Raw genomic sequence first — 23880 nt, forward strand, 5'->3', positions numbered from 1 at the left:
AAGCACAGGTGCTGCAGGCACTGCGGGTAGCGCAGGCACCGCAGACGCTGGGAGTAACGCGAGCGCTGCGGGTTCGGCGGATGGCACGAGCACTGTAGGCAGCACGGGCGCTGCTGGCGGTGGCGCTGCGGAGCGCACGGGCGCTGCAGGTGGCACGAACGCCGCGGGTAGCACGGGTATTGCGGCTGCTGCCGGTGGCGCTACCACCGCCCTCGCTGCGGAAGGCACGGGTGCTGCGGGTGGTGCTGGTACCGCAGACGCTGCTGCTGCGGAGGGCGCTGGCGGTGGGGGGCGTAGGCCTAAGAAGCAGCGCAGTCGGCGGGTTCGGTATGCGCGGCGGGCCGCTTTCACTGTGCTGGGCCTGATCGGCTTCGGGGTCGTCGCGTTCGCGATCGCGTATCTCGTCACGCCGGTGCCGTCGCCGCAGGAGTCCGCGGTGGCGCAGGGGCCGAGCTTCTACTACGCCGACGGCAAGACGCTCATCGCCAAGACCGGCACCAACCGGGACGCGGTCGATCTCGACAAGGTGCCCAAGAGCGTCCGGGACGCGGTGATCGGGGCCGAGAACCGCAGCTTCTACGACGATCCCGGTGTCTCGGTCACGGGCACCGTGCGCGCGTTCTGGTCGACGGTCAGCGGCGAGCAGCTCCAGGGCGGCTCGACCATCACGCAGCAGATGGTCCGCAACTACTACGGCGGGATCGGCACCGAGCGCTCCGTCTTCCGCAAGCTCAAGGAGATCATGGTCTCCCTGAAGGTCGGGCGGGAGAAGGACAAGGACTGGATCCTGGAGCAGTACCTCAACACGATCTACTTCGGGCGCGACGCGTACGGGATTCAGGCCGCCGCCAAGGCGTACTACGACAAGGACGTCAGCCAGTTGACGGCGGCCGAGGGCGCCTATCTGGCCGCGGCGATCCAGCAGCCGACCCCGTTCGGCAACCCGACCGCCACGCGCCGTCCGGCCGCCGAGCAGCGGTGGCGCGCCGTGCTCAGCAACATGGTGCGCGACAACGCCATCACCGCCGCGGATGTGGCGCAGATGAAGTTCCCGCAGCCCCGCAAGCAGAAGATCACCGACGTCCTCAAGGGCCAGAAGGGCTACATGGTCAACGTGGCCAAGAAGGAGCTCCTGGAGCGCCGCGGCTACACCGAGGACCAGATCAACCGCGGCGGGCTCAAGATCACCACGACGTTCGACCATGACCTCATGGACGCCGCCAAGGAGGCGGTGACGTCCAACGCGCCCGACGGGATGAGCAAGAAGATCCGCACCGCGATGGTGTCGGTCGATCCGAAGACCGGCCAGGTCGAGGCGTTCTACGGCGGCCGCGACTACCTGGACGAGGCGGGCAGCAGCGCGTTCTGGGACCGCGCCCAGGCCGGGTCGGGGTTCAAGCCGATCGCGCTCGCGGCCGCGCTCGACGACGGCAAGAGCCTGTCGACGTCGTACGACGGCAGCTCGCCGCAGTACTTCAACGGCACGGCGCTGCACAACGACAGCGACGCCCAGTTCGGCACGATCAACCTCGTCACCATGACGCAGAACTCGGTCAACACGGCGTACGTCAACCTCGGCCAGGACATCGGCACCGAGAGGATCGCCAAGATGGCCGAGAAGATGGGCATCCCGGCGTCCCAGATGACCAAGGAGCAGCGGGAGTCGCCGTCGTTCCCGCTGGGCACGGTCTCGCTGCACCCGGTCCAGCAGGCCGGGGTCTACTCGACGTTCGCCTCCGAGGGCGTCTACCGGCAGCCGTACACGGTGAAGTCGGTCAGTGACGAGAAGGGCGACGAGAAGGACTTCACCGAGAAGGGCAAGCGCGCGTTCAGCCAGCAGGTCGCCCGCGACGCCACGTACGCGATGACCAGGGCCGTGCAGAGCGGCACCGGCACGAACGCCCAGTTGTCGGACGGACGTGACGTGGCGGGCAAGACCGGCACGACGAACGGCGGCCGGGCGATCTGGTTCAACGGGTTCATCCCGCAGATGGCGACGTCGGTGGCGATGTTCCGGAGCGACAACAAGCCGCTGTCGATCCCGGGGTACGCGGTGTACGGCGGCCAGTTGCCCGCGCAGATCTGGAACTCGTACATGTCCAAGGCGGTGGCGATCAAGAACTTCGAGATCAAGGAGTTCGGGGAGCCGTCGACCTACACGGGCGGCTACGACGGCAGCCCGAGCGGACGGTCGACCGAGCGGCCCTCCACGCCGCCGTCGGAGACGCCGTCGCGGCCCCCGCTGACCCCGAACCCGGGCGGCGGCTCGAAGACCCCGAAGCCACCGTCCGGCCGTCCGAGCCACAAGCCCTCAGAGCCGGAAGACCCGGGTGATCCGGGCGACCCCGGCAACCCGGACGACCCCGGTGACGGCGGCAATCCGCAACGCCCGAACGCATAGGGACGCCTGGAAGGGAGCCCGGCCACCATGGCCGGGCTCCCTTTCTCAGGAACAGGCGTTGCCGATCCGTTCCGGCGTACCGGCCATCGCGGCGTTCAACTGCGCCGCGTCGCCCGTTCCGACGCTCGCCGCGGCCGTACGGAGCCGGGCCGCCTCATCGGCGAGCGCCTTCTTCAGCTCCTTCTTCTCAGCCTTCTTGCCGAGCCCGTCGATCCGGCCCGCGAGCCGGTCGGTGGCCTGCTTCCACACGGCCGGATCCGCCGCCGAGGCGCCCTTCACCTGCGTGATGTACTGCTGGTAAGCCTGCTTGGTGTCGGTGCAGACCTGGCTCGTGTTGTCGCCGCCGCCCAGCACTCCGCACGCCCCCACGCTCATGAGCAGAGCCGCTCCGGCCGCCAGCCTGGCGGTGGCCATGACCCCGCCCGAAGCCCGCGTCAGGTCGGCGGTCGCCACCTGTGCCCCGTCTCGCATCGCACATCCTCCCCTTTGATCCCCGCCGGTATCCGCATATACTTCCGCACTAGGTCATGAGCGCCAGCGTCAAGCCCCGGCTTGCTGGCCGGCAACCCTTCGTCCGCGATGGGGTGCCCCGGGTGAGGACCTGGCCGAACGCAACACCGTGTTCGGCAAGCGCGGGCCCCGGTCAACCACCTTGAGGGGTCCCTGGATCCTGAAAGGTCGCACCCATGCACGCCGCCACGCTTGCCCCCTCCCCCCGCACCACCGTCCCGGCCACGCGCACCCCGAACCCCGCCACCGCCGCTTCCGCTGGTTTGGCGGCCGTCTCGACCGGCGCTTTTGGCGCGCTCAAGGTCGTCGGCTCGGGTGCGCCCGTCCCGCTGAACGACGGAAGCACCGTCGGCTACGCCAACCTCGACTACGCCGCGAGCGCCCCCTGTCTGGAGGCGGTGCACGAGGCGATCAACCGCGCACTGCCCTACTACAGCAGCGTCCACCGCGGCGCCGGGTACGCGTCGCAGGTCACCACCGAGGCGTACGAGAAGGCACGCGAGACCGTGCGTTCGTTCCTCGGCGCCTGGGAACGCGACGCCGTCGTCTTCACCCGCAACACCACCGACGCGATGAACCTGCTCGCCCACGCCGTCCCGGCCGGCACCACCGTCGTCGTCTTCGAGACCGAGCACCACGCCACCCTGCTGCCGTGGAAGCGCGCCGTGCGGCTTCCGGCGCCCGCCAGTCCGGTCGAAGCGATCTCCGCCGCCGACCGCGCGCTGGCCGAGGCCCCGGCGGGCCCGTGGCTGCTGGTCGTCACGGCGGCCTCCAACGTGACCGGCGAGTTGTGGCCGATCGCCGAACTGGCGAACGTGGCGCGGCGCCACGGCGCCCGGATCGCCGTCGACGCCGCGCAGCTGGTCCCGCACCGCCCGCTCGACATGAGCGCCCTCGGCCTCGACTATGTGGCCTTCTCCGGCCACAAGTTGTACGCGCCGTTCGGTGCCGGAGTGCTCGCGGGCCGGGCCGACTGGCTGCGCGCCGCCCAGCCGTACCTCAAGGGCGGCGGCGCCAGCGCGGCGGTCCGGGACGGCGGCGAGACCACCCAGTGGTCCACCAGCCCCGAACAGCGACACGAGGCGGGCACCCCCAACGTCCTCGGCGTCATCGCGCTCGCCGCGGCCTGCGAGGCGCTCGCCGGCACCGGCTGGGACGTTCTGAAGACGCACGAGGAGCGGCTCCTCGCCCGCGTCCGGAAGGGACTCGCCGCGATCCCCGGTGTGCGCGAACTCACGCTCTGGGGCGGCCGTAGCGAGAGGGTTGGAATCGTGTCCTTCGTGGTGGACGGCTGGAACGCGCGCGACGTGGCGCTTACCCTGTCAGGTGATTACGGCATCGGCGTCCGGGACGGGAAGTTCTGCGCTCACCCGTTCGTGCACCACCTCCTGGGCGCTCCCGAGGCGTCGCTGGAGGCCGGTGGCGGCGCGGGCGAGGGCGGATGCGGGGGTGGGCAGACCTCGGCGGTGCGCGCGAGCTTCGGCGTCGGCACCACCGACGAGCATGTCGACCGGCTGCTGACCGCCCTCGGGCGGCTGGCCGGGACGCCGCGCGGCTGACCGCCGGCACCCGTGTCCGAGCCTCCGGCCGGAGGTCCGTTCGCCGGGCGGCCCGGCCTCGTCCGGGTGGCCCGGTCTCGACCGGCGACCCGCCGATAGGACGCTTTGGTCCTGTTCGCCCATGTAGCGTAGTCGGGGTCCGTGCCTTGCCCGCCGGGGTCCCGCAGGGGGCTCGCAGGCGGGCGGGGGACAGGGGCGGACGGCATGAGACAGCGCGGCAAGGAACAGGGGGTGGCGACCGTGGCCGACGCGTGGCGACCCACGTCTGAGCTCGAGCGCCGGCTGCACGAGGCGGTGCGCGCCGGAGACCAGGAGACGTACTTCCGGGTGCTCGCCGAGAGCGAGCTGGTGATCCCCGTACCACCGGACCTGATGGACGACGTGCTCGCCAACGAGGTCCAGCCGACCTGGCCGACGCAGGAGGAGGACGGGCGCGTTCACGTTCTCGTCTACACCTCCGCCGCGGCCATGCGGGTCTGCCTCGGACCGGCGTACCAGCATTTCCTGAAGCTCAAGTTCACCGACCTCGCCGAGACCTGGCCCGACCCGCGCTGGTGGCTGGCGGTCGACGCCCCCGCCCACGGCGCCCGGCTCGCCCTCCCGCTGCCGATCGAGGGCCGGCTGCCCGCATGGTTCATCAAGCAGCTCGCCGAGGGCGACACCAAGCCACCGCAGATCGGCCGCACCCCGGCCGCCGCGCCCGCCCCGCAGCAGCCCTCCCCCGACACCACGGTCACCGACCTGCCCGCCCTCAGCGACCCCTCACGCAACGCCCCTCCGGGATCGCCCGCGCCGTCCCGAGGCGCACACGCAGCACCGCCGCCCGCCCCAGGAACCCCCGTGGCCGGAGCGGCGGCGGAGTCCGGCCCGGCGCCCAGCACCGGCCGCAGAAGCGCCTCCCGCGGAGCCCACCGCGCCGACCCGTCCCCCGGCTCGGACGCCCCCACCCCCGGCGTCCCGGGCGCCTCGACTCCCGCCCCAACGATTGGCCCAGACGCCCCCGGCGCGCCGCCCGGCCCAGGCATCCCCGCTCCCGGCGCAACGCCAAGTCCAGGCACCCCGACTCCCGGCCCGAATGCCCTGGTTCCCGGCGCAACGCCAGGCCCAGCCACCTCTACTCCCGGCGCAACGCCAGGGCCGGGCGCCTCTACCCCCGGTGCAACGCCAGGCCCAGGCGCGCCTGTTGCGGGCGCGACGCCAAGTCCAGGCGCGCCTGTTGCGGGCGCGACGCCCGCCCCCGGCGCTACGCCCGGGCATGGTCCAATGCCCAGCCCTGGTACGGCGGCTGGCCACGGCGCGACGGCCGATCCCGGTCAAGCGCCCGCTTCCGGCGGCACGCCCATCTCGGAGGCGCTCACTCCTGGCTCGATGCCGGGCATCGGCTCAACGCCTGGCCCAGGTACACCCACCGCAGGCGCAACACCTGCCTCAGCGGTGCCCTCTCCAGACGTACCCCCCGGCACCAGCCCGGCGAGCCCAGGCCCATCCGCTCCCGGCGCCACACCTGGTGGCGCGCCCACCTCGGCGCCCGGGCGTGACTCGGCCCCCGGCTCCGCCGCGGCTTCCGCTTCGGATGCGCTCGTTCGCGGCGCGACGCCTAAGCCCGACACGCATACACGCGATGCCCAGTTCGGCGGCTCTGCGCCTCTGCCTGGCACCACGTCCACCCCAGGCGCGGCTCCTCATGGTTCAACACCTCCCCCAGGCTCCACGCTTGGAGGGACGTCCAGCCCGGACGTATCTCCCACATCAGGCGCAACCCCAACGTCGGGCTCGACGGCCACGCCAGGCGGAGCGCCTATCCCCGGTGCAACGTCCAGCCCGAGTGCAACACCTGCTCCGGGCAGGACGCCGACACCGGACGCGACACCTGCTCCAGGCAGGACGCCAGCGCCAGGCGCAACGCCGGGCCCGAGCGCGACGCCGCCTTCGGGCGCGACGTCCGCTCCAGGGGCAACGTCGACGCCAGGCGGAACGCCTATTCCGGGTACAACGCCCGGCACCAGCGCGACGCCCACACCTGGAACGACGCCCGTCCCAGGCGCAGCGTCCGACCCGAACGCGGCGTCTTTGCCGGGCGCGACGCCCACGCCAGGCGGAATGCCTATCCCAGGCGCGGAGTCCGCTCCAGGCACGACGTCCTTGCCAGGCTCGGCGACTGGCCCGGGCGCGGCATCAACGCCAGGCGCGGCGTCCGATCCGAACGCGACGTTCGCTTCAGGCACGACGTCCTTGCCAGGCGCAACGTCCGCTCCGGGCACGACCTCGACGCCAGGCGGAACGCCCATTCCGGACGCAGCACCCGGCACCAGCGCCACGCCCACACCTGGAACTACGTCTGGCTCGGGCACGACATCCGGTCCAGGCACGACGTCCGGTCCAGGCACGGCGTCCGGCTCAAGCGCGGCGTCCAGCCCGGGCACGACGTCCGGTCCAGGCACGTCCGGTCCGGGCTCGGCGTCCGGCTCAAGCGCGGCGTCCAGTCCAGGCACGTCCGGCCCAGGCGCAACATCCGGCTCAGGCGCGGCTTCTGGCCCAGGCGCGGCTTCTGGTTCGGGGACGGCTGGTGGCGCGGCTGGGGCCGGTAAGCAGGGTTCGAGTGAGCGGGTGGTGCCCGGCGGTGCTGGGTCGGACGCCCTGGTCGCACCGATTGGGGGTGCCGCCAAGCGGCGTGGTCCGTCGCCCGACGAGACGTTGGTCGATCCTCCGGCTGCGACGGATGACGGGCCGTGGGAAGAGCTTCAGGACCAGCACAAGGATCTTCCGCGCCAGGAGCGGCGGCCCGAGTTCCGGCCCGCCAACGAGGTGGAGAGGGATCTGCTCCGCGCCGCGGCGCAGAACGATCACGATCTCTTCCTGCAGACACTGGCGGACGCCGACGTGCTGCTGCCCGTTCCCGAGGACATGGACTACACGCTGCGGCCCGGACGGCCCGGCTTCCCCTGGCGGGCCGGCGACATCGACGGCTCGCCGTTCGTGCCGATGTTCACCTCCCCCGAACGCCTCGTCGAGGCCGCCGCGGCCGCGGGGACCGGCACCGACTCGATCCGGCTGCCGTTCACCGTCGCCATGCGCTACTGGCCGGACGCGGGCTGGGCGCTGGCGATCAACTCCGGCTCGCCGGCGGGCGGCACGATCCACGCGGCGCAGCTGCCGGGCCTGGCCAAGTGGGCGGACGAACGCGCGGCACGGCGTCTCGCGGAACACTTCGAGCCCCAGAACGACGTGGAGCAGCGGCTCTTCGAGACCGCCATGCGCCGCGACACCGACGCCTTCTTCAAGATCTTGCTGGGCGCGCAGGTCCTGGTGCCCGCGCAGGCGGACACCCCCTGGGGCATCTCGCCCGGCGACCCCGAGTTCCCGTGGCAGCCGGTGCCGGTGCACGGTCAGGCCTCGATCCAGGTCTTCACCTCGCTCAAGTGGATGAACGAGGCGATCGGGTCGTCCCGGTTCGTGATGCCGAGCCTGCTCGAAATGGTGTCCGCCTGGCCGGACACCGAGTGGACGCTCGTCATCGATCCCGGTACGCCGATCGACGCCACCATGCCCGGCGAGCAGGTCCGTGCCCTCAGCGGTCCGCCCCGTGCGGCGGCGACGAGCGACCGGCCTGCCGAGGCGAAGCCCACCGCGGGCCAGCCGTCCCCCCTCCGGCCGCAGCGCGGCGCGACGCCTCCCGCCACGGCACAACCGGCGGACGCGGTGGACTCCACGGTGCGGCCATCGGCTGACCAGCCGAACGATGTGGCCGCGCAGCCGATGGGTCCCGAAGGCGCGGCAAGGGTGGCGCCTGGTGCGCCAGACGACGTCGCAGCGCAGCCGAGTGATGTGCCTGGCCGACCGAACGATGCGCAACGGGCAGACCCGCAGCGGGACGACGTGGCCGCGCAGCCGCCCGCAGATGCACCACCTGGCCACGCCTCCACGCAGCCGCCTGCGGACGCACAGGCTGGTCGCGCCCCCTCTCAGCAGCCTGCAGATGTGCAACCTGGCCGCGCCTCCGCGCAGCCGCCTGCGGACGCACACGCTGGTCGCGTCTCCTCGCAGCAGCCTGCGGACGCGCGAGAGAGCCAGGCTGCCGCGCAGCAGGCTGCAGATGTGCAAGCTGGCCACGCCTCCGTGCGGCCGCCTGCCGACGCAGAACCTGGTCTCGCCTCCTCGCAGCCGCCTGCGGACGCGCAGGAGAGCTATGCCGCCGCTCGTCAGCCTGCGGACGCGCAGGCGGGTCACACCACCGCGCAGCCAACGGGCGCCCGGGCGCAGGAGCAGGAGTTCGAGCCGGGTAACCGGATCGACCAGGAGCTCTACGAGGCCGCGCTCGCCGGTGACTCCGACGCGTTCCTGCGGGTGCTGCTGGCCGCCAACGTTCTCGTGCCGATCCCGCAGGACGCGGCGCTGGAGGTGACGCCGATCCAGCAGGAGTTCCGCTGGGAGGCGGCGCTGCGCGAGCCGTCGGCGGTGCAGGTCTTCACGTCGCTCGTCCGGCTGCGCGAGGTGCTGCCGGAGTCGCGGTTCGTGTACGCCGACTTCCGTGAGCTGATCGGGTCCTGGCCGCGCGCCGAATGGGCCATGCTGCTCAACCCCGGCACGCGGATCGGCGCGTCGTTGCGCGGCGACCAGGTGCAGGCGCTGAGCGAGTGGGCGGTGCGGGTCGGGCTCGTCCAGCCACGGCCCGACGCGCCTGTGCCGCCGGCGCCGCAGCGTGAGGCCGGGGCCGAGCCCGCGTACGAGCCGCCGCAGACCCTGCGTGATCCCGAGCCCGAGCCGTTCGAGGCGACGGCGGCCCCGGCGCAGCCGTACCGCACACGTCCGCCGATGCCGACGCCGGAGGCCGAGCTCTCCTCGCAGCCGACGGTCATGCAGAAGGTCGTGCCGCACAGCCATGTGGGCTGGTACCTGGAGCAGGGCTACGACCGCGTGGGCGGCTTCGTCCATCCGACCTCTGACGTCGCGGACTTGCAGACGCCCGTCCAGCTGTACGAGGCGCTGGGGCTGCTCTACGAGGAGTCCCCGTTCGACCTGGGCGACGACGGCGTCTACGTGATCCGCTGGCCCGCGTACTGCGGCGCGCTGTACCGGATCCCGTTCGGGGGCCAGACCGAGGACGACCTGGAGGCCTGGGGCGACGCGGGCTGGGTGATCGAGCGGCCGCCGTTCCAGGGCGGCGGGTTCGCGCCGGGCAGCGCGGGATCCATCCGCGAATACAAGGTCGACAGCGTCCGGCTGCCGTATGGGGCTGAGATGTACTACCTCGGGACGGACCGGTCGGAGCGGTTCGTGGCGATGTACGACCCTGACCGGCTCGCGTGGTTGCGCCCGCAGGAGGAAGCGGCCGGCGGCACGGACCGTTCGGAGGCGACGCAGTGATCCGCGACGGCTACGTGGCCCGCTGGCTGGGCCGGGAGTTCGAGGCCGCGCCGGGCGCGGACGGCGACATCCGGCTGTACGCGGACCAGACGACCGACGGGTTCGAGGAGATCCGGCCCGGCCGTTACCGGCGCATCGTGCCCGCCCACGAGGTCGAGGAGCTCCGCTACATCCGCACCACCTGTTCGTGGCAGGGCGAACGCTTCGTCATCGTCGGCGAGCACGAGGGCTGGCTGCGGGTGGAGTACGCGGGTGGACGCGCTCCGGCGGCGGCCCGGATGGGCTTGGACCGCGTCGACCACGGGGTCTGGCAGACGTGGGCGCCGCGCACCGAGATCGAGGATCTCCGCGAAGAGCTCATCTGATCGAAATTCACCCGGCTTGGGGTTGATTGATCATTAGATCCGTGTTCGCATTGCTTCGGTGACGACCGGTCAACGATGACACGACGGAGGTGCGGGGGCTGTGCTCTCCCGATCGGCAGGCAAACCGATCTTCGTAGGACTCAGCACGGCGGCACTGGTCGCTGCCGGCGGTATACCTGCGTGGGCAGACACCCCTTCACCGAAGGCCGGTACGTCGACCTCGAGCTCACCCTCCACACCGGCCGAGCCCGAGCCTCCCAAGGACACCCCGCCGGTTCCTGAGGTTCCGAAACCGAAACCTGTTCTCAAGGTCGACATCGATCCGGGGACCGTCGAAACGAAGCCGGGCACCAGGGTCAAGCTCATCACGCTCATCAACGTCGATGACGCCGACGCGTCGGACGTCAAGGTCGTGAGCATCACGGCGACCAGTTCCAGGCCCGCCAAGGCCAAGCCCACGCTGTCCGGTGACTGCCCGAGTCCGTTCACCGGTCCTCGCTGCAAGTTCGGGGCCGTCGGCGTCGAGGAGCCCAACAAGGCTCTCGTCTCCTACGTGAAGCTCCCCAAGGACCTCGACAAGACCACGTTCGTGACGCTCACCGTCAAGGTGCGCGGCAAGGACATCGGCACGGTCAAGGACTCCGCCAAGGTCACGTACGTCGTGAAGGAGAAGAAGCCGCCGCTCAAACCGGACTCCGGTGAGGGGCCGTCCGACGGCAAGAGCGGGAAGAGCGGCACGGGCTCGGGCGGCAGCTCGGGCTCGAACGGCGGCAGCTCCGGCAACGGGAGCAGTTCCGGCGGCAACAACACCCCGTACGTGCCGCCGAGCCCGAACAGCACGTTCAACCCGAGCACCCAGAGCCCGCAGGTGGCGCTCCCGCAGATCGCGCAGCCGTCCCCCTCGGTGGCCGCGGCCACGGCACCGGCTCCCAACAGCCGCCTCCGTGGCAACGAACGTCCGGTCGCTCAGGACCTCACGTTCGAGCGGATGGCGAGCACGCAGGTGGCCTGGCTGGCCGCGCTGATGGTCGCGTTCTCGCTGCTGCTGACCCAGCTTCGCCTGGGCCGCCGCCGCACCGGCCCGGCCGCCGCGCCGATCCGCCCCAAGGGCGACCACCGCCGCCCGCGCCGAGGCGTCTTCGGCAAGTAATCCGCGCAGAGCATCAAGGCACGACGACCGGCGCGCCGCAGGGTGACGGCGGTGAGCTTCGCGTCCGCCGTCGCCGCGACGCGCCGCGCCGCGACGCGACGCGACGCGACGCGACGCGACGAAGATCAACATAGGATGCGAACCGGCTCCTGTCACCGTCCCCCGAGGGGTCCGCATGCGTTGCGACGATCTGTTCATCGCCGGGCTCGCCCACCGGCTTCCCGCCGCGGTCGAGGTCGGCGAGGCCATCGCCGGCGGGCGGTACGACGCCGCGGAGCAGGAGGCCAACGAGTACGCCTCCATCACCGTCGCCGACGGCGAGTCACCGCCGGAGATGGCCGTCGGGGCGGCGCGGCTCGCGCTGGAACGGTCGGGCATCCCGGCCGCGGACGTCGCCCTCGTCCTGCACGCCTCGGCGTGGTTCCAGGGGATCGGCTTCTGGCCGGCCGCCTCCTACATCCATCGGCACGTGCTCGGCGGCGGCCGGTTCGCGCCCGCGCTGGACGTCCAGCAGATGTGCAACGGAGCCCTCGGCGCGATCGAGCTGGCCGCCTCGTACCTGCTCGCGGTCCCGTCCCGGCGGTCGGCGCTGGTCACCACCGCCGACCGGCTCGGCGACCCCGGGTTCGACCGGTGGCGCGGCGACGTCCGCGGCATCGTGTACGGCGACGGGGCGGCCTCGGTGGTGCTCGCCCGGACCGGCTTCGCGCGGCTGCTCGCCGTCTCGACCGTCGTCGACACCGGGCTGGAGGGCATGTACCGCGGCGACGAGCCGTTCGCCACCGCGCCGGGCCGCCCGGTCGACGTCCGCGCCCGCCGCGCGGCCTTCGCCGCCGAGACCGCCGGGGACGCTGAGGCGGCCAAGGTCGCCGAGCGGACCACCGCGGGCCTCACCGAGGTGGTGGACAGGGTCCTGGACGAGGCCGGGTTGAAGCTCGGCGACGTGAAGCGGTTCATCTTCCCCAACGTGGGCCTCCACGTCCTGCGGACCCGGTACGCCGAGCCGCTCGGCCTGGACCTCGCGAGCACCACATGGGACTGGGGCCGCCGCACCGGGCATGTCGGCGCCGCCGACCAGCTCACAGGCCTGACCCATCTGGTCGAGACCGGGCAGGCGGACGCGGGCGACCGGGTCATGCTCATCGGGATCGGGGCGGGGTTCAGCTGGACGTGCGCCGTCGTCGAACTGACCGCCCGCCCCGAGTGGGCGGCCTGAACCTCCGTCTGCGGCCCGAACCTCCGCTCGCGGCCCGAACCTCCGTCCGGCGGGCTGAACACCGCTCAGGCGAACCGTTCCCGGAGCTCCACCTTGCGCACTTTCCCGGTGGCCGCCGCCCTCGGGAGGTCGTCGACGAGTTCGAGGCGTTCCGGCCAGAAGAACGCCGACATCCCGGCATCGCGCAGCAGCGCCCGCGCCTCCTCCAAGCTGATGCCGCCGCCGCCATCGCGGCCGCCGCCGCCCTCGACCGCGGCGGGACGGACGACCGCGCAGATCATCTGGTCGGTACCGCCGAGCACCGGCAGCCCGATCACCGCCGCCTCCTCGACACCGGGATGCCGGACGAGGATCTCCTCCATCTCGGTCGCCGGCACGAAGAACCCGTTCCGGAAGACGGTGTCCTTGGTACGGCCGGTGATGCGGATGCCGCCGCGCCCGTCGTGGCGGGCCAGGTCACCGGTGTCGAACCAGCCGTCCTCGTCGCAGAACGACGCGTACAGCTCCTCTCGCCGCAGGTAGCCCAGGCACTGGGTCGGACCCCGCACCCACAGCACGCCGGCCTCCTCCTGCCGCCCGGGGAACGGATCGATGCGGAACTCCATGTCGGAGATCGGACTGCCGTCGCTGTGCGCCGCCCAGTCCACCGGGTCGTCCGGACGGCTGATGGTGACCGCGCCGTTCTCGGACATGCCCCACAGGGAGAACAGCCGCCGTCCGAACACCTCGCCGGCGTCCTGGACGAGCGCCGCCGGGATCGGCGCGGACCCGCCGACCACCCAGCGCAGGGCGGTGAGGTCGCGCGGCCCGGCGCGCTGGGCGTCCACCAGCGGCCGCAGGAAGTGCGGCGGGGCGTACAGGTAGGTGACCTTGTGCTCGGCCAGCAGGTCCGCCATGGCCGCGCCGTCCGTGGAGTCCTGGAAGACCGCGGTGCCGCCGAGCGAGAGCGGCAGTAGCATGCCGCGCACGAACCCGGTGTAGTGGGTGTACGAGGCGGCCATGGTCACCGCGTCCGTGCCGTCCAGGCCGAAGACCCCGGCCTCGCCGCGGATCGGCGCGTAGAGGGTGTTCTGGCTGTGCAGCACACCCTTGGGCTCGCCGGTGGTGCCCGAGGTGAAGAGGGTCAGGTACGGCTCGTCCGGGCCGAGCTCCCGGCCGTCGAGGCGCACCGCATGCGTCTCCTCCCACGGGGTCTCGAAGAAGAACTCATGCAGGTCGCGAGCACCCTCCGGCCTCCCGCAGGCACCCTCCGGCCTCTCGCCGGCATCCCCCGGCCTCTCGCTGGCACCCTCCGGCCTCTCCTCGCCCGACACCACGACGTGCTCCAGTGACGGCAGTTCAGCGGCGAGCCGCAGGCCGAGCTCGCCCAGCGCCTCGCCGCCGAACTCGGCGAGCGTGATGAAGACCCGGGCCTCCGTCAAACCGAGATAGGCCGCCAGCTCCCGCTCCCGGTAGACCGGGAGGAGCGGGCAGATCTGTGCCCCGGCGCGCAGGCAGCCGAGCGCGAGCACGGTCAGTTCCCAGCCGTTGGTGAGCTGGACGGCGACGGTATCGCCGGGGCGCAGGCCCAGCTCGATCAAAGCGCCGGCGCAGCGGTCGGTCAGCAGGCTGAGCTCGGCGTAGTCGAGCGTGCGGGTGTGCCCCGAGCCGATCCGGCGGGCGACGACGGCGGCCTTGCCGGGATGTTCCCGCGTGTGCCGCCGCAGGTCGCCGAGGAAGGTCTCGTCCCGCCACCAGCCGCGCCGCCGGTACTCCTCGGACATCCCGTGCCTCCGTCTGGATCGCCTCGAACGCCGGATTTGATCTTTGTTCGTGATCTTCTTATCCGGACGGTTCCGCTGGGAGCAAGATCATGCTTTGATCGCTCGTGATCAACTCGCTCCGGTGATCCCGGGAGTCGTCCATGCCTTTGACGGTGCTGTACATCACCGGCTGGTGCCGCAGCGGCAGCACGGTGCTCGGCAACGTGCTGGCCGAGGCGGCCGGCGTCGTCCACGTCGGTGAGCTGCGCTTTCTCTGGAAGAACGGCGTCCTCGGGACGGGCAGCAACGGGCGCTGCGGCTGCGGCCTCGGCCATGTCGAGTGCCCGTTCTGGTCCGCGGTGCTGGAGGCGGCCCGCCCGGCCGGGCGTTCGCTGGCCGATCACGCGGCCGACGTCGTCGCCTGGCAGGGCGCCTGCCGCACCCGGCACACCTGGAGCGTGCTGCGACGGCCGCCGCGCAACCCCTGGCCCGCCACGCTCGACGCGACCTACCGCGCCATCGCCGAGGTCTCCGGCGCGAGCGTCATCGTGGACAGCTCCAAGTACGCCTCCGACGCCGCGCTCCTGTCCGGCTTCCCGCAGATCCGGCCCGCGCACGTCCACCTGATCCGTGATCCGCGCGCGGTCGCCTGGTCGTGGATGCAGCCCAAGGCGTACACCGGACGCCGCTCCGCGCTCAACAGCACCCTCCTCTGGGCCGGGTTCAACCTCGCGGCCGAGGCGGTCGGGCGCGCGAACCGGGCCGGCTCGGTCCACCTGCGGTACGAGGACCTGGTGCGGAGCCCGCGGGCGGCCGTCGGCCGGATCCTCGACCTGATCGGGCACGAGGGGCCCAACCCCGTCGCAGCGAACGGGACGGTCGAGCTCGGCGGCAACCACACCGTCACCGGCAATCCCAACAGGTTCGAACGCGGCCGCACGCCCATCGACGAGGACCGCAGATGGCACACCGGGCTGCCGCGCGCCCAGCGCGCCACGGCGACGCTGGTGGCATCGCCGCTCCTGCACCGGTACGGCTACGAGATGAGGGGCTGACGTGGATCTGGGACTCGGCGGCAAGGTCGCGCTCGTCGCGGGCGGCTCGGCGGGCATCGGCCTGGCGATCGCCCGCGCGCTGGTCCGCGAAGGCGCGACCGTGTCGATCGCCGGCCGCGACCCCGTCCGGCTGAAGGCCGCCGAGGACGAGCTCAGCGCGGAACCCGGCGGCACGGTCATCACGAAACGGCTCGACATCCTCGACACCGCCGCCGCCCGCGCCTGGGTCGACGAGACGGCCGCCGAACACGGCGCCCTGAACATCCTGGTGACCAACGCGGGCGGCCCGCCGGCCGGTCCGACCGGCGACTTCGACCTCGACGGCTACCGCGCCGCACTCGAACTGAGCATGCTCTCCCACATCGGGCTGGTGCAGGCCGCGGTGCCGCATCTGCGGGCGGCGGGCTGGGGCCGGGTGCTGATGATCACCAGCGAGACCGTCCGCCAGCTCATCCCGAAGTACGCGCTGTCCGGCATCGCCCGCTCCGGCCTGGTCGGCTACGCCAAGACGCTCGTCCACGAGCTGGGAGCGGGCGACATCACCGTGAACGTGCTCGCCCCCGGCTACACCGCCACGGATGCGCTGCTGAACGACGTCACCGGCGACGACGTCGAGGCGGAGCTGCGCCGCCTCGCGGTGGACGCCGGCATCCCGCTGGGCCGGATGGCGCGGCCGGACGAGGTCGCGGCCGCCGGGGCCTTCCTGCTCAGCGCCCACGCCGGCTTCATCACCGGAACCGTCCAGGTCGTCGACGGCGGCCGCTCCCTAGGGACGTGATCATGTCCGAGGTCTCCATGCTGCTCGACGATCCCGAGCTGACACGGCGCAGCCCGGGAGAGGAGTTCGCGCTCGCCCACGCCAGGAACGGCCCGAAGGCCGTGGTGGAGCTGCGCGCCGCCATCAGCGACCTGTTCCCGCCCGCCAAGCGCCGTCCCCGGTTCACCGTCCGGCATCTGCTCCGCAAGGCCGTCGTCGACGCGGACGAGGTCACCGTCTTCACCGAGCGCGCCACGAACGTCGCCCCCGACGACGCGGCGCCCGAGTGGGAGTTCGAGGTCGGCTCGGAGGTCGCCCGCGTCCAGACGATCCGCGCCGCGGTGCGGGTGCCGCCCGAGATCCTCGCCGACCCGGCCGCGCTCGCCGCGTTCGTCGACTTCCGGCTGCTCGTCCGGCTCGGCACGGCCGAGAACGACGTGCTGCTGAACGGCACCGACGAGATCCGCGGGCTGCTGCGCACCCCCGGGCTGCGCCGGCGCGAGGCCGCCGGCGGGACGGCGGAGACGTTGCTGGCCACGGCGGCGCTGTGCGAGTGGTACGGCGGGTCGGCCGACGGGATCGTCATGCACCCCGACGACTGGTGGCCGCTGGTGAACGACGGCGCCTTCCTGGAACGCCTGGCCGTGCAGGGCGTCAAGGTCAGCCGCACCCGCATGGTGCCGGCCGGGACCGCGCTCGTCGGCGACTTCACCGCCGCCGCGACCCTGCTGGACCGGCGCGCCTCGACGATCCGGCTGGACGGGGACACGCTGGTCGCCGAGATCCGCGAGGGGCTGGCCGTGCACCTGCCGGGCCACTTCGTGTTCGCCGCCCTGCCGGGGGCCCGCTGATGGACCTGCGGACGACCGCCCACCGGGTGCGCGAGCACATCGTCGACATGTGCGCGGGCCCCGAGGGCGGCCACCTCGGCGGGTCGATGTCGCTGGTGGAGATCCTCAGCCTGCTGTACTTCGAGGTGCTGCGGATCGACCCGGCACGCCCGGACGCGCCCGGACGTGACGTCCTCATCCTCAGCAAGGGCCACGGCGCCATCTGCCTCTACTCCGTGCTGGCCGAACGCGGGTTCTTCCCGGTCGAGGAGCTCGGCTCGTACGCCCGGCCGGGCAGCAGGCTGATGGGCCATCCGATCCGGAGCGTGCCCGGCGTGGAGATGCCGACCGGATCGCTCGGCCATGGGCTCGCCCTGGCCAACGGCTTCGCGCTCGCCGACCGCGGTCGCAGGTGCTTCGCCGTCATGGGCGACGGCGAACTGCAGGAGGGCTCGGTGTGGGAGGCGGCGATGGCCTCCAGCAGCCTGGGCCTGGACAACCTGACCGCCGTCGTCGACCGCAACCGCCTCCAGCTCACCGGCACCACCGAGGACACGATCAGGCTGGAGCCGCTCGCCGACCGCTGGCGCAGCTTCGGATGGTCCGTACGCGAGGTGGACGGCCATGACTTCGCCGCCCTGCGCGAGGCCCTCACCGGCCCGGAGACCGGCCGCCCGGTCGTGGTCCTCGCCGACACCGTGAAGGGACACGGACTGCCCTCCCTCGAAGGCACGGTGAAGAGCCACTACGCGACACTGCGGGACACCCAGCACCGCCGAGCACTCGCAGTACTGCGCGCCCGCCACAAGAGAGCAGCGCCATGAGTGACGGTGCCGTCGCTGGGAAGTCGCGGTCGGCGCGGGAGGTCTACCGTGACTTGCTGGCCGGGCTCATGCTCGCTGACGAGCGGCTGTACTGCCTGGACAGCGACACCGGGCTGTTCGCCGGGGTCGACTTCGGCGCCGCCGCAGGCCGGTACGTCAACCTCGGCATCGCCGAGCAGAACCTGATGGGGACCTCGGCGGGCCTGGCGGCCAGCGGGAAGATTCCGTTCGTCAACACCATGGCCACGTTCGCCGCGACCCGGGCGCTGGAGGCCATCAAGATCGATATCGCCTACAACGCGCTCCCGGTCCGGATCGTGGCCACCCACGGCGGCCTGGCCGCCGGGCATCTCGGGCCGACCCACCACGCGCTGGAAGACCTGGCCATCATGCGGATGCTGCCCGGCTTCACCGTCGTCGTCCCGGCCGACGCCGAGCAGGCGCGCGACGCCGTCCGGCAGAGCGTGGACCTGCCAGGCCCCGCCTACATCCGGCTCGGCCGCAAGCCCACCCCGGCCCTGGGCCGCGAGCCGATCGAGATCGGCAGGGCCCAGTGGCTGCGCTCCGGCGCGGACGTCGCGATCATCGCCTGCGGCCCGTACCCGGTGCTGGCCGCGCTGGCGGCCGGGGAACGGCTGGCGGTCCACGGCGTGCGGGCGACCGTCCTCAACCTGCACACGCTCCGGCCCCTCGACGTGGACGCCGTCACGGCGGCGGCCGCGGGCACCGCCGGGGTCGTCACGGTGGAGGAGCACTGGCGGGCCGGCGGGCTCGGCGGCGCCGTGGCCGAGACGCTGGCCGAGCACGCGCCCGCCCGCGTCACCCGCATCGGCATGCCCGACACGTTCGCCCCCGTCGCGGGCGGGCAGACCGACCTGCTCCGCTCCCACGGCATCACCGAGGAGGCGGTCGTCGCGGCGGCCCTCAACCTGATCACCGGAGCCCATGGAGGTGGCACGGATGACCCAGACCTGTCCCGAGTGTGAAGGCGCCGTCGCGCTGGCCGAACCCGTACGGCTCAGCGAGATAGCCGAGTGCCCCGACTGCTCCACCGAGTTGGAGGTCGTCCAGCTCGATCCGGTGGCGCTCGCCCTCGCCCCCGAGATCGAGGAGGACTGGGGCGAGTGACCTCGCTGGCCGTGCTGTGCTCCCGGGTGCGGTTCGAGGAGAAGCAGATCTTCGCGGCCCTGGAGCGCCGCCGCGTCCCCTACTCCCAGGTCGACACCCGCCGGTTGATCGCCGAGGTGAGCGGCAAGACCCGCGCGGACGCACCGGAGCCCGCGGTGGCGCTCAACCGCGAGATCTCGCTCAGCCGCGGCCTGTACGCGTCGCTGCTGATGGAGGCGCGGGGGGTGCCGACGGTCAACCGGGCCGACGTGATCACCGTCTGCGGCGACAAGCTGCGCACCTCGCTGGCCTTGGAACGTGCCGGGCTGCCCACCCCGCGCACCACCGTGGCCCTCACGCCGGAGTCGGGGGCCGACGCCGCCGAGAGGCTGGGCTTCCCGGTCGTGATCAAACCGCTGGCCGGCTCGTGGGGCCGGCTGGCGGCGGTGGCGCCCGACCGCGCGACGGCGGAGACCGTGCTGGAGCACCGCGCCGCCCTGCCGTCTCCGCAGCAGCACATCGCCTACCTGCAGGAGTTCGTCGGCAAGCCCGGCCGCGACATCCGGGTGCTCGTGGCCGGGGACGAGGTGATCGGCGCGACGTACCGCTACGGCGACGGCTGGCGTACCAACGCCGCCCTGGGCGGACGTTCGGAGCCGTGCCCGGTCACCGCCGAGCTGGCCGGGCTGGCTCGCGCCGCCGCGCGTGCGGTCGGGGGCGGGGTGCTCGGCGTCGACCTCATCGAGGGGCCCGACGGCCTGCTGGTGCTGGAGGTCAATCACACCGTCGAGTTCCAGGCCTTCCAGCTCGCGCACGACCACGCCATCGACGTGGCCGATGCGATCATCGACCACGCGCTGGCCGCGGGCCGGGTCCGGGAGGCGTCGTGATCACGGCGAGCGTCATCGGCGCCGCCGGTTACCTCGGCGGGGAGCTGCTGCGGCTGCTGATCGGGCATCCCCAGGTGACGGTCGGCCAGGCGATCTCCACGCGGTTCCCCGGTAAGCGCGTCGACGGCGTCCACCCCAACCTGCGGGCCCAGACCGATCTCACGTTCAGCTCCATCGACGATCTGGCCGACTGCGACGTGCTGCTGCTCGCCACCCCGCACCGGGCCACGATGGACCTGCTGCCCACGGTGATGAGCCGGGCCCAGCAGGTCATCGACCTGTCCGGGGACTTCCGGCTGCCCGACACCACGGCGTACGAGCGCCACTACGGCGTGACGCACACCGCCCCGGACCTGCTCGGCCGCTTCGTGCCCGGCTGTCCCGAGCTGTTCCGCGACGAGCTGGCCATGGCGGACCTGATCAGCGTGCCGGGCTGCATGGCCACGGCCGCGATCCTCGCGCTCGCCCCGCTCGCCGGCCTCATCGGCCCGGACGTCCAGATCGACGCCCGCACCGGGTCGAGCGGCTCGGGCGCCACCGCCGGCGACTCCAACCTGCACGCCGAACGGAGCGGCGCGATGCGCGTGTTCGCCCCGGTACGGCATCGCCACGAGGCCGAGGTGGCGCGGCTGACCGGCCTGAACGTCCGGATGACCGCCACCGGGGTCGAGGCGGTGCGCGGCGTCCAGGTGGTGTGTCACGCGACCGCATCACTGGACGAGCTGGACGAGAAGGCCCTGAGGCGCGCCTACCGGGAGCACTACGCGAAGGAGCCGTTCGTCCGGATCGTGGCGCACCGCCGGGGCTCGCACCGGCTGCCCGATCCCAGGATCCTGCTCGGCTCCAACTACTGCGACGTCGGGTTCGCCGCCGACGGCGACCGGATCACCGCGATCGCCGCGCTGGACAACCTCATGAAGGGCGGGTCGGGCGCCGCGGTGCAGTGCCTCAACATCCGGAGGGGACTCCCCGAGACCATGGGCCTGGAGTTTCCGGGCCTGCATCCGCTGTGACGGGCGTCACGGTGGTGAAGTGCGGCGGGGAGATCGCCGCCGAACCGGTGTGCGCGGACCTGGCCGCCCTCGGCGGGCCCGTCGTGCTCGTGCACGGTGGCGCCCCCGAGATCGCCAAGCTCGCCGGGGAGCTCGGCGTGCGCCCTCGCACCCTCGTCTCCCCCAGCGGCGTGACCAGCCGCCACACCGACACGGCCATGCTGGACGTCGTCACGCTCGCCATGACCGGGCGGGCCAAGCCGCGGCTGCTGCGGGCCCTGGCCGCGCAGGGCGTGCGGGCGGTCGGCCTGACCGGTCTGGACGCCGGGCTGATCCAGGCGCGGCGCAAGCCGGCCCAGCGCCATGTCCAGGACGGGCGCACCGTGATCGTCCGCGACGATCTCAGCGGCCGCATCACCGGCGTGCGGGCCGAGGTCCTGCGCGTCCTGCTCGACGCCGGGATCGTCCCGGTCGTCTCGCCGCCCGCGACCGGCGCGGACGGCGCGCCCGTCAACGTGGACGCCGACCGGGCCGCCGCCGCCGTGGCCGCCGCCCTCGGGGCGGACCATTTGATCCTGCTCACCGCCGCGCCGGGCGTGCTGCGCGACGCGTCCGACGAGACCAGCCTGATCCGCCGCTGCCCGCTCCCCCGCGAAGGCGCCATGCCCCACGCGGCGAGCGGCGGCATGCATCGCAAGCTCATCGCCGCCCGCGAGGCCCTGCTCGCGGGCGTCCCGCGGGTGACGGTCTCCGACGGGCGGGTCCCGCGACCCGTCAGCGCGGCCCTGGACGGAGCCGGCACGACTCTGGAGGTCATGTGAGAGACCCGGTGCGGCTGCTGCACGAGATGCTGGCCATCCCCTCGCCGTCGGGGGACGAGGACGAGCTCGCACGGTTCCTCGACAAACGCCTGAACGAGATCGGCTTCGCCGCGCACCGGGACGAGGCCGGCAACGTGATCGGCGACATCGGGACGGGCGACGGGCCGACCGTCATGTTCCTCAGCCATCTCGACACCGTCGACCTGCCGCTCCCCGTCCGCCGCGCGGACGGGCGGCTGCACGGCCGGGGCGCCGTCGACGCCAAGGGACCGCTCGCAGCGATGATCAGTGCGGCGGCGGCGCTGCCGTCGTTCCCCGGCACGGTCCGGGTCATCGGCGCGGTCGAGGAGGAACGGCTCTCGCGCGGCGGCCACCACATCGCGCGCACGCTGCCGGCGCCGGACGCCCTGGTCATCGGCGAGCCGAGCGGCTGGTCGCGGGTCGTGCTCGGCTACAAGGGCAAGATCGACATCGAGTACCGGGTGACCCGTCCCTCGACGCACTCCACCAATCCCGCCGCCAAGGCGAGCGAGGTCGCGATGGCGTTCTGGGAGGAGCTGCTCGCGGCCCTCGGCCCGGAGCGCGACCACGGGGCGTTCGACCTCCCGGCCGCGACGCTGCGCGGGGTCCGCGGCGACCTCGTCGAGGCCCGCCTCGACATCGACTGCCGGATCCCGGTGGGCTTCGACGTGGACGCCTTCGCCGCACGGCTCGGCGAGCGGCTGAACGGGGGCGAGCTGACCGTCGTCCGGCACGTGGCCGCGGCCCGGACCACGCGCTCCGACCCGGTGGTCCGCGGGATCTCGGCGGCCATCCGGCGCTGCGGCGGGACCCCGCGCCCCACCCTCAAGACCGGCACGTCCGACATGAACACGGTGTCGGAGACCTGGAGCGTGCCGATGGCCGCGTACGGTCCAGGCGACAGCTCGCTGGACCACGGCGAGGACGAGCACATCGAGATCGCCGAGTATCTCCGCGGCATCGACGTGCTGACCGCGGCCCTCCACGAGCTCAGCACGTCCCTGTGAGGGTCAGGCCTGCGAGATCAGCTCATGAAGGTCAGGCCGTGGAGAAGTGGAAGGCCGACCGGGCCGTGTCACGTTCCCACGCGTCGCGGTCGCGGATGTAGAGGGCGTCGCGGGCCTCCACCGCCAGCACCGTCATCCCGGTCCGGTCGAGCCGGTAGGTGATCCGGCCGGTCACCCGCTCGGCGACGCTCATGACGAACGCCTGGGCGGCCACCCGCAGGGAGCCGAACCAGCGTCCCTCCAGCGCCTCCCGTGTCCACGACTGCTCCAGCGACAGCTTCTCCCGCATCGTCTCGGCGGGCACGGTGGCGCTCTCCAGTTGCCGGTAGGCGTGCAGCAGCAGGCAGGCGGCGGGCATCTCCCGCACCTCCAGGACCTTCTCGCCGCTGTCGATGTGCTCCAGGCCCGAGTAGCGGCCGAGGCCATAGCGGCCGGCCCGGAGGTTGAGGGCCCCGATCAGCTCGCGCAGCTCCGCGCGCTCGCCGTCCAGGGCCACCGGCCGGCCGCCCTCGAAGTCGATCACGACCTTCGCCGGGCGCTCCGGCGGCACGGCGGCCGTCCAGATGTAAAGGTCGTCGGGTACCGGAAACCATTCGGGGTCGTCCAAGAGCCCGGATTCGAACTCCCGGCACCACAGATTGGAATCCCCGCTGTGCGAGCGGTTGGCGAAATCCGGAAACCCGGCTTTCTTCAACGCTGCCTGCTTTTCGTCACGGCTGATCGCGTCGAGTTCGTACGGGCTGCCGAAGTGCCCGTCGAAGCCGAGCGCGGCGATCGAGGTGTTCAACCGTCGCAGGCTGTTCTGTGACCGGTTCGCGGTGTGCAGCACCACGTCCGCGCCGACCTCTCCGGCGAGTTCCACCGCCGCGCGCGCGAGCAGCGGGCGGCTCAGCGAGGAACTGACGGGATGTATTCCGAGATAGGACGCCTGCGCGGCGATGGCGGGCGCGACGAACTCGTCGGCGAAGACCGCCGCCCGATCGGCCAGCACGTGCCGGGCCCCGAGCCGCGCCACCCCGCCGGCGCTGTCGTCGTACTCGGCGTCGCCGCCCAGCCCCACCGACAGCGCGTACACCTCAAGGTCGGGATATCGACTGAGCCGCCACAGCAGATAGAAACTGTCGAGCCCGCCACTGAAGAGCGTCACGACCCGCCCGCCGTTTCGGGCCACCCCGTCAATGTGGTCGAATTCGCGGACGCATTTCTTGGTCCACACATCAAACCTCCGGAGCGGGCCACGCCAATACCATTCCAGACCTCGTTGATCTT

Annotated in this window: 19 protein-coding genes, 1 pseudogene and 1 riboswitch; of the genes and pseudogenes, 17 read left to right on the forward strand and 3 right to left on the reverse strand. The window is 72.5% G+C overall.

Features of this window, described 5'->3' with window-relative positions:
* Nucleotides 1-352 precede the first annotated feature (352 nt).
* A complete protein-coding gene (locus ACGFNU_RS31140) occupies nt 353-2401 on the forward strand; it encodes a transglycosylase domain-containing protein (protein ID WP_392599363.1) in 2049 nt (682 codons plus the stop codon).
* 45 nt (nt 2402-2446) lie between these two features.
* Here the strand turns inward: ACGFNU_RS31140 and ACGFNU_RS31145 are convergent, their stop codons facing one another.
* Entirely contained in the window at nt 2447-2872 is a 426-nt protein-coding gene (locus ACGFNU_RS31145) for a hypothetical protein (RefSeq protein ID WP_392599365.1), read from the reverse strand.
* A gap of 52 nt (nt 2873-2924) precedes the next feature.
* Nucleotides 2925-3040: riboswitch (SAM riboswitch) on the forward strand.
* A gap of 47 nt (nt 3041-3087) precedes the next feature.
* Between ACGFNU_RS31145 and ACGFNU_RS31150 the strand changes: the two genes are divergently transcribed.
* The 6 genes and pseudogenes from ACGFNU_RS31150 to ACGFNU_RS31175 all read left to right on the forward strand — a co-directional run bounded on the left by ACGFNU_RS31150 (nt 3088) and on the right by ACGFNU_RS31175 (nt 12565).
* Nucleotides 3088-4470, forward strand: a complete 1383-nt coding sequence (locus tag ACGFNU_RS31150) for an aminotransferase class V-fold PLP-dependent enzyme (protein WP_392599367.1) — start codon at nt 3088-3090, stop codon at nt 4468-4470.
* Nucleotides 4471-4674: 204 nt separating this feature from the next.
* A pseudogene (locus tag ACGFNU_RS31155) lies at nt 4675-5004 on the forward strand (SseB family protein); the annotation flags it as partial.
* A 2160-nt stretch (nt 5005-7164) separates the two neighbouring features.
* Entirely contained in the window at nt 7165-9834 is a 2670-nt protein-coding gene (locus ACGFNU_RS31160) for an SseB family protein (protein WP_392599749.1), read from the forward strand.
* A complete protein-coding gene (locus ACGFNU_RS31165; RefSeq protein WP_392599368.1) occupies nt 9831-10199 on the forward strand; it encodes a hypothetical protein in 369 nt (122 codons plus the stop codon). Before ACGFNU_RS31160 ends, ACGFNU_RS31165 begins: the two co-directional genes overlap by 4 nt.
* A gap of 412 nt (nt 10200-10611) precedes the next feature.
* Entirely contained in the window at nt 10612-11349 is a 738-nt protein-coding gene (locus ACGFNU_RS31170) for a hypothetical protein (protein ID WP_392599369.1), read from the forward strand.
* A gap of 175 nt (nt 11350-11524) precedes the next feature.
* Nucleotides 11525-12565 carry a ketoacyl-ACP synthase III family protein gene (locus ACGFNU_RS31175; protein WP_392599371.1) on the forward strand — a complete coding sequence of 347 codons (1041 nt, stop codon included), beginning with the start codon at nt 11525-11527 and terminating at the stop codon, nt 12563-12565.
* A gap of 65 nt (nt 12566-12630) precedes the next feature.
* On the opposite strand, the gene ACGFNU_RS31180 is transcribed toward ACGFNU_RS31175, so the two are convergent.
* Nucleotides 12631-14328 (reverse strand): AMP-binding protein, encoded by a 1698-nt coding sequence (locus tag ACGFNU_RS31180; RefSeq protein ID WP_392599373.1) that lies wholly within the window; start codon nt 14326-14328, stop codon nt 12631-12633.
* 140 nt (nt 14329-14468) lie between these two features.
* On the opposite strand from ACGFNU_RS31180, the gene ACGFNU_RS31185 reads away from it, so the two are divergent.
* Genes ACGFNU_RS31185 through ACGFNU_RS31230 form a run of 10 tightly spaced genes read left to right on the forward strand, consistent with a single transcriptional unit; the run spans nt 14469 to nt 22611 of the window.
* Entirely contained in the window at nt 14469-15362 is an 894-nt protein-coding gene (locus tag ACGFNU_RS31185) for a sulfotransferase (RefSeq protein WP_392599375.1), read from the forward strand.
* 1 nt (nt 15363) lies between these two features.
* On the forward strand, nt 15364-16140 hold the full coding sequence (locus tag ACGFNU_RS31190) for an SDR family NAD(P)-dependent oxidoreductase (protein WP_392599376.1): 777 nt from the start codon (nt 15364-15366) through the stop codon (nt 16138-16140).
* A gap of 2 nt (nt 16141-16142) precedes the next feature.
* The gene (locus ACGFNU_RS31195) at nt 16143-16970 is read left to right on the forward strand and encodes a family 3 encapsulin nanocompartment shell protein (protein ID WP_392599378.1); all 828 of its coding nucleotides are present in this window, start codon (nt 16143-16145) and stop codon (nt 16968-16970) included.
* Nucleotides 16970-17773: a transketolase gene (locus ACGFNU_RS31200; RefSeq protein WP_392599380.1), complete on the forward strand. Its 804-nt coding sequence runs from the start codon at nt 16970-16972 to the stop codon at nt 17771-17773. Before ACGFNU_RS31195 ends, ACGFNU_RS31200 begins: the two co-directional genes overlap by 1 nt.
* Nucleotides 17770-18759, forward strand: a complete 990-nt coding sequence (locus ACGFNU_RS31205; protein WP_392599381.1) for a transketolase family protein — start codon at nt 17770-17772, stop codon at nt 18757-18759. Before ACGFNU_RS31200 ends, ACGFNU_RS31205 begins: the two co-directional genes overlap by 4 nt.
* Nucleotides 18734-18901, forward strand: a complete 168-nt coding sequence (gene lysW, locus ACGFNU_RS31210; RefSeq protein ID WP_392599382.1) for a lysine biosynthesis protein LysW — start codon at nt 18734-18736, stop codon at nt 18899-18901. Before ACGFNU_RS31205 ends, lysW begins: the two co-directional genes overlap by 26 nt.
* Nucleotides 18898-19770, forward strand: coding sequence for a lysine biosynthesis protein LysX (gene lysX / locus ACGFNU_RS31215; RefSeq protein ID WP_392599383.1), 873 nt, complete (start codon nt 18898-18900; stop codon nt 19768-19770). Before lysW ends, lysX begins: the two co-directional genes overlap by 4 nt.
* Complete coding sequence (gene argC, locus ACGFNU_RS31220) at nt 19767-20783, forward strand: N-acetyl-gamma-glutamyl-phosphate reductase (protein ID WP_392599385.1); 1017 nt, start codon at nt 19767-19769, stop codon at nt 20781-20783. The genes lysX and argC overlap by 4 nt, the downstream gene beginning before the upstream one ends.
* A complete protein-coding gene (locus tag ACGFNU_RS31225) occupies nt 20780-21583 on the forward strand; it encodes a [LysW]-aminoadipate kinase (RefSeq protein ID WP_392599386.1) in 804 nt (267 codons plus the stop codon). The genes argC and ACGFNU_RS31225 overlap by 4 nt, the downstream gene beginning before the upstream one ends.
* Nucleotides 21580-22611: a M20/M25/M40 family metallo-hydrolase gene (locus tag ACGFNU_RS31230; RefSeq protein ID WP_392599387.1), complete on the forward strand. Its 1032-nt coding sequence runs from the start codon at nt 21580-21582 to the stop codon at nt 22609-22611. The genes ACGFNU_RS31225 and ACGFNU_RS31230 overlap by 4 nt, the downstream gene beginning before the upstream one ends.
* Nucleotides 22612-22642: 31 nt before the next feature.
* On the opposite strand, the gene ACGFNU_RS31235 is transcribed toward ACGFNU_RS31230, so the two are convergent.
* Nucleotides 22643-23827: an argininosuccinate synthase-related protein gene (locus ACGFNU_RS31235; RefSeq protein ID WP_392599388.1), complete on the reverse strand. Its 1185-nt coding sequence runs from the start codon at nt 23825-23827 to the stop codon at nt 22643-22645.
* Between the last annotated feature and the right edge of the window lie 53 nt (nt 23828-23880).

This window comes from Spirillospora sp. NPDC048911 (assembly GCF_043198015.1).
GTDB lineage: Bacteria > Actinomycetota > Actinomycetes > Streptosporangiales > Streptosporangiaceae > Spirillospora.

Bases quoted from the DNA above. Each gene is read 5' to 3' on its own strand.
- ACGFNU_RS31145 (WP_392599365.1), bottom strand. From the start codon at position 2,872: ATGCGAGACGGGGCACAGGTGGCGACCGCCGACCTGACGCGGGCTTCG.
- ACGFNU_RS31150 (WP_392599367.1), top strand. From the start codon at position 3,088: ATGCACGCCGCCACGCTTGCCCCCTCCCCCCGCACCACCGTCCCGGCC.
- ACGFNU_RS31175 (WP_392599371.1), top strand. From the start codon at position 11,525: ATGCGTTGCGACGATCTGTTCATCGCCGGGCTCGCCCACCGGCTTCCC.
- ACGFNU_RS31180 (WP_392599373.1), bottom strand. From the start codon at position 14,328: ATGTCCGAGGAGTACCGGCGGCGCGGCTGGTGGCGGGACGAGACCTTC.
- ACGFNU_RS31185 (WP_392599375.1), top strand. From the start codon at position 14,469: ATGCCTTTGACGGTGCTGTACATCACCGGCTGGTGCCGCAGCGGCAGC.
- ACGFNU_RS31195 (WP_392599378.1), top strand. From the start codon at position 16,143: ATGTCCGAGGTCTCCATGCTGCTCGACGATCCCGAGCTGACACGGCGC.
- ACGFNU_RS31200 (WP_392599380.1), top strand. From the start codon at position 16,970: ATGGACCTGCGGACGACCGCCCACCGGGTGCGCGAGCACATCGTCGAC.
- ACGFNU_RS31205 (WP_392599381.1), top strand. From the start codon at position 17,770: ATGAGTGACGGTGCCGTCGCTGGGAAGTCGCGGTCGGCGCGGGAGGTC.
- lysW (WP_392599382.1), top strand. From the start codon at position 18,734: ATGACCCAGACCTGTCCCGAGTGTGAAGGCGCCGTCGCGCTGGCCGAA.